The following is a 6,110-nucleotide window of genomic DNA, read 5'->3' as shown; positions in this document are numbered from 1 at the left end:
AACCGCGGTCCGGTATGCTACGGCGCCCGTGGGCGTGCCATGGCGCGTGGTTTCCCGCAGGCCGGTACGCTTGGGGCCGTGCCGGCGTGCCATGGCGGGCGGGTGCCGGTGTCGGGTATGCGACGGCCCCCGGCGGGCGCCGTGGTTGGTGCCCGCCGGGGGTCGGGTATGCGGAAAAGCCCCGGCGCCACTTGTGTGGTGTCGGGGCTTTCCCTTGACGTGTTGGTGCGGCGGCGTGCTACTCTCCCACATCCTGTCGGGTGCAGTACCATCGCCGTGCCAGGTCTTAGCTTCCGGGTTCGGAATGGGTCCGGGCGTCTCCCCTGGGCCATGGCCGCCGCAAGTCTTCAATTCTCCGGGACCCCCCTTGTGTGGTTGGGGGTCCTGGTGGTTGTTTGGGGACCGGATGGTGGACGCGTCGCGTGTTCGTATGCGTGTGTCGTGTGTTCGCGCAGGTGTTTCGTGTTGATGCTTGTATCGTGTGTGTCCGATGGGTCGTGTGTCCCGATCGTGTTGGTTCCAACCGTGGTGCCGGTGTTGGTCGTGTTCGACCGTTAGTGCCGGTCGGCTCCACCGCTCGCGCGGCTTCCACGTCCGGTCTATCGACCACATGTTCTCGTGTGGGGTCTCACACACCCCCGGAAGGGGTGTCAGGAATCCTTATCTTGGAGCGGGCTTCCCGCTTAGATGCTTTCAGCGGTTATCCCTCCCGAACGTAGCCAACCGGCCGTGCCGCTGGCGCGACAACCGGCATACCAGAGGTTCGTCCACCCAGGTCCTCTCGTACTATGGGCAGGCCTCCTCAGGATTCCAACGAGCGCAGAGGATAGAGACCAAACTGTCTCACGACGTTCTGAACCCAGCTCGCGTGCCGCTTTAATCGGCGAACAGCCGAACCCTTGGGACCTGCTCCAGCCCCAGGATGCGACGAGCCGACATCGAGGTGCCAAACCATCCCGTCGATATGGACTCTTGGGAATGATCAGCCTGTTATCCCCGGGGTACCTTTTATCCGTTGAGCGATGCCGCGTCCGTACGCCGGCACCGGATCACTATCTCCGACTTTCGTCCCTGCTCGATCCGTCGATCTCACAGTCAAGCCCGCTTGTGCGATTACACTCGACACCCGATTGCCAACCGGGCCGAGCGGACCTTTGAGCGCCTCCGTTACTCTTTGGGAGGCAACCGCCCCAGTTAAACTACCCGCCAGGCACTCTCCCCGACAAGGCTGACTTGTCCGGGTTAGGCATCAGATGGGGACAGAGCGGTATTTCACCTGTCGACTCCACGATGGCTGGCGCCACCGCTTCGCGGTCTCCCGCCTATGCTACACAATCCGCACCTGATGCCAATACCAAGGTATAGTAAAGGTCCCGGGGTCTTTTCGTCCTTCTGCGCTTAACGAGCATCTTTACTCGTACTGCAATTTCGCCGAGCTCCTGGTCGAGACAGCGGGGAAGTCGTTACGCCATTCGTGCAGGTCGGAACTTACCCGACAAGGAATTTCGCTACCTTAGGATGGTTATAGTTACCACCGCCGTTTACCGGGGCTTGAATTCACCACTTCGCGCGCAAAGCGCTGATGGATCCTCTTGACCTTCCGGCACCGGGCAGGCGTCAGTGCATATACGGCGACTTGCGTCTTGGCATGCACCTGTGTTTTTGGTAAACAGTCGCTACCCCCTGGCTTGTGCCACCCCCCGACGCCCCGCGGCCGCGCGGGCCCGGACGAAGGGGGGTCTCCCTTATGCCGAAGGCACGGGAGCGGTTTGCCGAGTTCCTTGACCAGGATTCGCTCGCTCGCTTCGGTATACTCTACCAGACCACCTGTGTCGGTTTGGGGTACGAGCGGTCCCGGACCTCGCGCCGAAGCTTTTCTCGGCCGACGGGATCACCGGATATCGGGCCGCAAGGGCCCCCATCATCACGCCTCGCCCCATCACGCCCCCGGATTTGCCTGGGGGCGGGGCCGCACGCTTGACCAGGGAAAACCACCTCCCCGGCCGGCTACCCGTCCGCGTCACTCCATGCGCTCGACCCCAGACAAGCCACCCGGAACCAGCCAATCGGCCCCGTTCCCGAAGGAAGGGGACGTCATGGCGAAACCGGGTATTTCGTAAGGGGCCGTTGATCGGTCGTGGGACCGGTACGGGAATATCAACCCGTTCATCCATTCGACTACGCCTGTCGGCCTCGCCTTAGGACCCGACTCACCCAGGGACGACGAACGTGGCCCTGGAACCCTTGGTCTTCCAGCGGCAAGGATCCTCACCTTGCTCTCGCTACTCATGTCTGCATTCTCACTCCCATGAAGTCCACGGCACGGTCACCCGGCCGCTTCGACCCGTCATGGGACGCTCTCCTACCACGCGACCACAAGGGTCGCGTCCGCGTCTTCGGTGGCGTGCTTGAGCCCCGCTACATTGTCGGCGCGGAACCACTAGACCAGTGAGCTGTTACGCACTCTTTCAAGGATGGCTGCTTCTGAGCCAACCTCCTGGCTGTCTATGCGACTCCACATCCTTTCCCACTTAGCACGCGCTTGGGGACCTTAGACGACGGTCTGGGCTGTCTCCCTCTCGACGACGGAGCTTATCCCCCGCCGACTCACCGCCGGCATACACGCGACAGGTATTCGGAGTTTGGTTGCTGTTGGTACCCGGTACGGGCCCGCAAGCATCCAGTAGCTCTACCCCCTGCGCGCAATCAACCGACGCTGCACCTAAATGCATTTCGGAGAGAACCAGCTATCACGGAATTTGATTGGCCTTTCACCCCTAACCCCAGGTCATCCCCTCAGTTTTCAACCTAAGTGGGTGCGGTCCTCCACGCGGTCTTACCCACGCTTCAACCTGCCCAGGGCTAGATCATCCCGCTTCGGGTCCAGGACACGCGACTCAAACGCCCTATTCGGACTCGCTTTCGCTACGCATACGCCACACGGCTTATGCTCGCCACATGCCACTGACTCGCAGACTCATTTTTCGATAGGCACGCCGTCACCCCCCAAAGGAAGGCTCCGACGGTTCGTAGGCGCACGGTTTCAGGAACTCTTTCACTCCCCTCCCGGGGTGCTTTTCACCTTTCCCTCACGGTACTCGTCCACTATCGGTCAGACAGCTATACTCAGGCTTACCCAACGGTCTGGGCGGATTCACACGGGATTCCACGAGGCCCGCGCTACTCGGGAGACACGATCGCCAGACCATGCGCGTTCGGCTACGGGGCCATCACCCTCTACGGCCCGGTATCCAACCCGGTTCGCCTCACACACGGTTTTCTCACTGACGCCCGGCACGTCGGCACCGGGACACACGCTCCCACGACACCATGGCCGCAACCCCCGACGGGTATCACACGGCCACGGTTTAGCCATCATCCGCTTTCGCTCGCCACTACTCACGGAGTATCCTCTCCTGCAGGTACTGAGATGTTTCACTTCCCTGCGTACCCCCCGCCAACGGCGGTGCCTGCCCACAACGACAGGCGGGTTGCCCCATTCGGAAACCCTCGGATCAAAGCCATGTCGGCGGCTCCCCGAGGACTATCGCGGCCCCACGCGTCCTTCATCGGTACTGTCTGCCAAGGCATCCACCACTGCGCCCTCCACCACGACCCACACCACCCCCGAAACAGGGGCGACGACAAGCCACGACGGAACACAACGAACGACACGAACAACATCGTGTCCACTGGAACACTCGACTATCAGATCATCACACACATCAACCCCACACCCACACAAGGGCACGGGGCCGACACGAAACAAACGAACGAACACCCGGGACACCCCCACAACGGGGAATGCCCCATGTTCGAAAATCGCAATACGAACAACCAACCACACCCCCACAACAAAAAGGGGGGCGAGGCCGTCGCTCGCGTCCACTCTCCAGTTCTCAAACCACCACCACACCCGACCCGCACGACCAGACCCACACAGGGCCGGCGGCAGGACCGGGGCGCACCGGCGCCACAACCCCCACCCAGGGGGGCGTTGGCGGTCCGGGGACCCAACAGCATGCACCACACCACACACCCCACCAGGGATGCTCTCCTGATCTCTTCCACACCAGCAAGGGGACACCCACCCGGACGGGCGGGAACCTATCCCCCACACGGACACCCAAACCGGGCATCCCACAAAAACTCCGTAGAAAGGAGGTGATCCAGCCGCACCTTCCGGTACGGCTACCTTGTTACGACTTAGTCCCAATCACGAGCCTCACCTTAGACGGCTCCCCCCGCAAAAGCGGTTGGGCCACCGGCTTCGGGTGCTGCCCACTTTCATGACTTGACGGGCGGTGTGTACAAGGCCCGGGAACGCATTCACCGCGGCGTTGCTGATCCGCGATTACTAGCGACTCCGCCTTCACGCAGTCGGGTTGCAGACTGCGATCCGAACTGAGACCGGTTTTCAGCGATCCGCCCCACGTCACCGTGTCGCACCGCGTTGTACCGGCCATTGTAGCATGCGTGAAGCCCTGGACGTAAGGGGCATGATGATCTGACGTCATCCCCACCTTCCTCCGAGTTGACCCCGGCGGTCCCGCATGAGTTCCCGGCATAACCCGCTGGCAACATGCGGCGAGGGTTGCGCTCGTTGCGGGACTTAACCCAACATCTCACGACACGAGCTGACGACGACCATGCACCACCTGTGAACCGGCCCCGAAGGGAAGCGACGTCTCCGCCGCCGTCCGGCACATGTCAAGCCCAGGTAAGGTTCTTCGCGTTGCATCGAATTAATCCGCATGCTCCGCCGCTTGTGCGGGCCCCCGTCAATTTCTTTGAGTTTTAGCCTTGCGGCCGTACTCCCCAGGCGGGATGCTTAACGCGTTAGCTCCGACACAGGACCCGTGGAAAGGGCCCCACATCCAGCATCCACCGTTTACGGCGTGGACTACCAGGGTATCTAATCCTGTTCGCTCCCCACGCTTTCGCTCCTCAGCGTCAGTAACGGCCCAGAGACCTGCCTTCGCCATTGGTGTTCTTCCCGATATCTACACATTCCACCGTTACACCGGGAATTCCAGTCTCCCCTACCGCACTCAAGCCCGCCCGTACCCGGCGCGGATCCACCGTTAAGCGATGGACTTTCACACCGGACGCGACGAACCGCCTACGAGCCCTTTACGCCCAATAAATCCGGATAACGCTTGCACCCTACGTATTACCGCGGCTGCTGGCACGTAGTTAGCCGGTGCTTATTCGAACAATCCACTCAACGGGCCCGAAAGCCCGCCTTGCCCTTGAACAAAAGCGGTTTACAACCCGAAGGCCTCCATCCCGCACGCGGCGTCGCTGCATCAGGCTTGCGCCCATTGTGCAATATTCCCCACTGCTGCCTCCCGTAGGAGTCTGGGCCGTATCTCAGTCCCAATGTGGCCGGTCACCCTCTCAGGCCGGCTACCCGTCAACGCCTTGGTAGGCCATCACCCCACCAACAAGCTGATAGGACGCGACCCCATCCCACGCCGCAAAAGCATTTCCCACACCACCATGCGGTAGGTGCGGCACATCCGGCATTACCACCCGTTTCCAGGAGCTATTCCGGTGCATGGGGCAGGTTGGTCACGCATTACTCACCCGTTCGCCACTCTCACGGCCGGTGCAAGCACCAACCGATCCCGTTCGACTTGCATGTGTTAAGCACGCCGCCAGCGTTCATCCTGAGCCAGAATCGAACCCTCCACAAAAAAACCTTCATGAAGACATCCAACAGATGACTCATAATTTCCAAAAGAAATCAGACGGACCATCCAATAAGGAAGGACGGTCACACAAAAACCCCGACACCCATCAAACCCCCTCGGGTACCACACGGGCGGGCATCGGACTGGCAATCAAAAGACCACCACACAACCAAAAACATGGTCGCATGATGAAGTAGTACAGTACACACTATTGAGTTCTCAAACCACCACACACAGCCCACGAACCCCACCAGGACAACCCGGCAAGCCGTGAGCGGCAGCAAGAAGAAAACCTACACCAACCCCCACCACCCACGCAACCCACCGGCGTGTCGCCACCCCACCCCAACGCCCCACAACCCGACAAACCCAACGCCACCCCCGGCATGTCGAACACCACCCACACACCACCCC

Annotated in this window: 3 rRNA genes; all 3 read right to left on the bottom strand. The window is 61.2% G+C overall.

Going from position 1 to position 6,110, the window contains the following annotated elements:
• Positions 1-225 precede the first annotated feature (225 nt).
• Positions 226-342, bottom strand: a 5S ribosomal RNA gene (rrf, locus tag B1526_RS08820).
• 195 nt (positions 343-537) lie between these two features.
• Positions 538-3,617: ribosomal RNA gene (locus B1526_RS08815) — 23S ribosomal RNA — on the bottom strand.
• Positions 3,618-4,157: 540 nt separating this feature from the next.
• Positions 4,158-5,699: ribosomal RNA gene (locus B1526_RS08810) — 16S ribosomal RNA — on the bottom strand.
• Together the 16S, 23S and 5S rRNA genes form the textbook arrangement of a ribosomal RNA operon.
• Positions 5,700-6,110: the final 411 nt, after the last annotated feature.

This window comes from Bifidobacterium criceti (genome assembly GCF_002286935.1).
GTDB classification, from domain to species: Bacteria; Actinomycetota; Actinomycetes; order Actinomycetales; family Bifidobacteriaceae; genus Bifidobacterium; species Bifidobacterium criceti.
The sequence above is the reverse complement of the archived record's forward strand: the minus strand, read 5'-3'. Positions and strand labels throughout refer to the sequence as shown.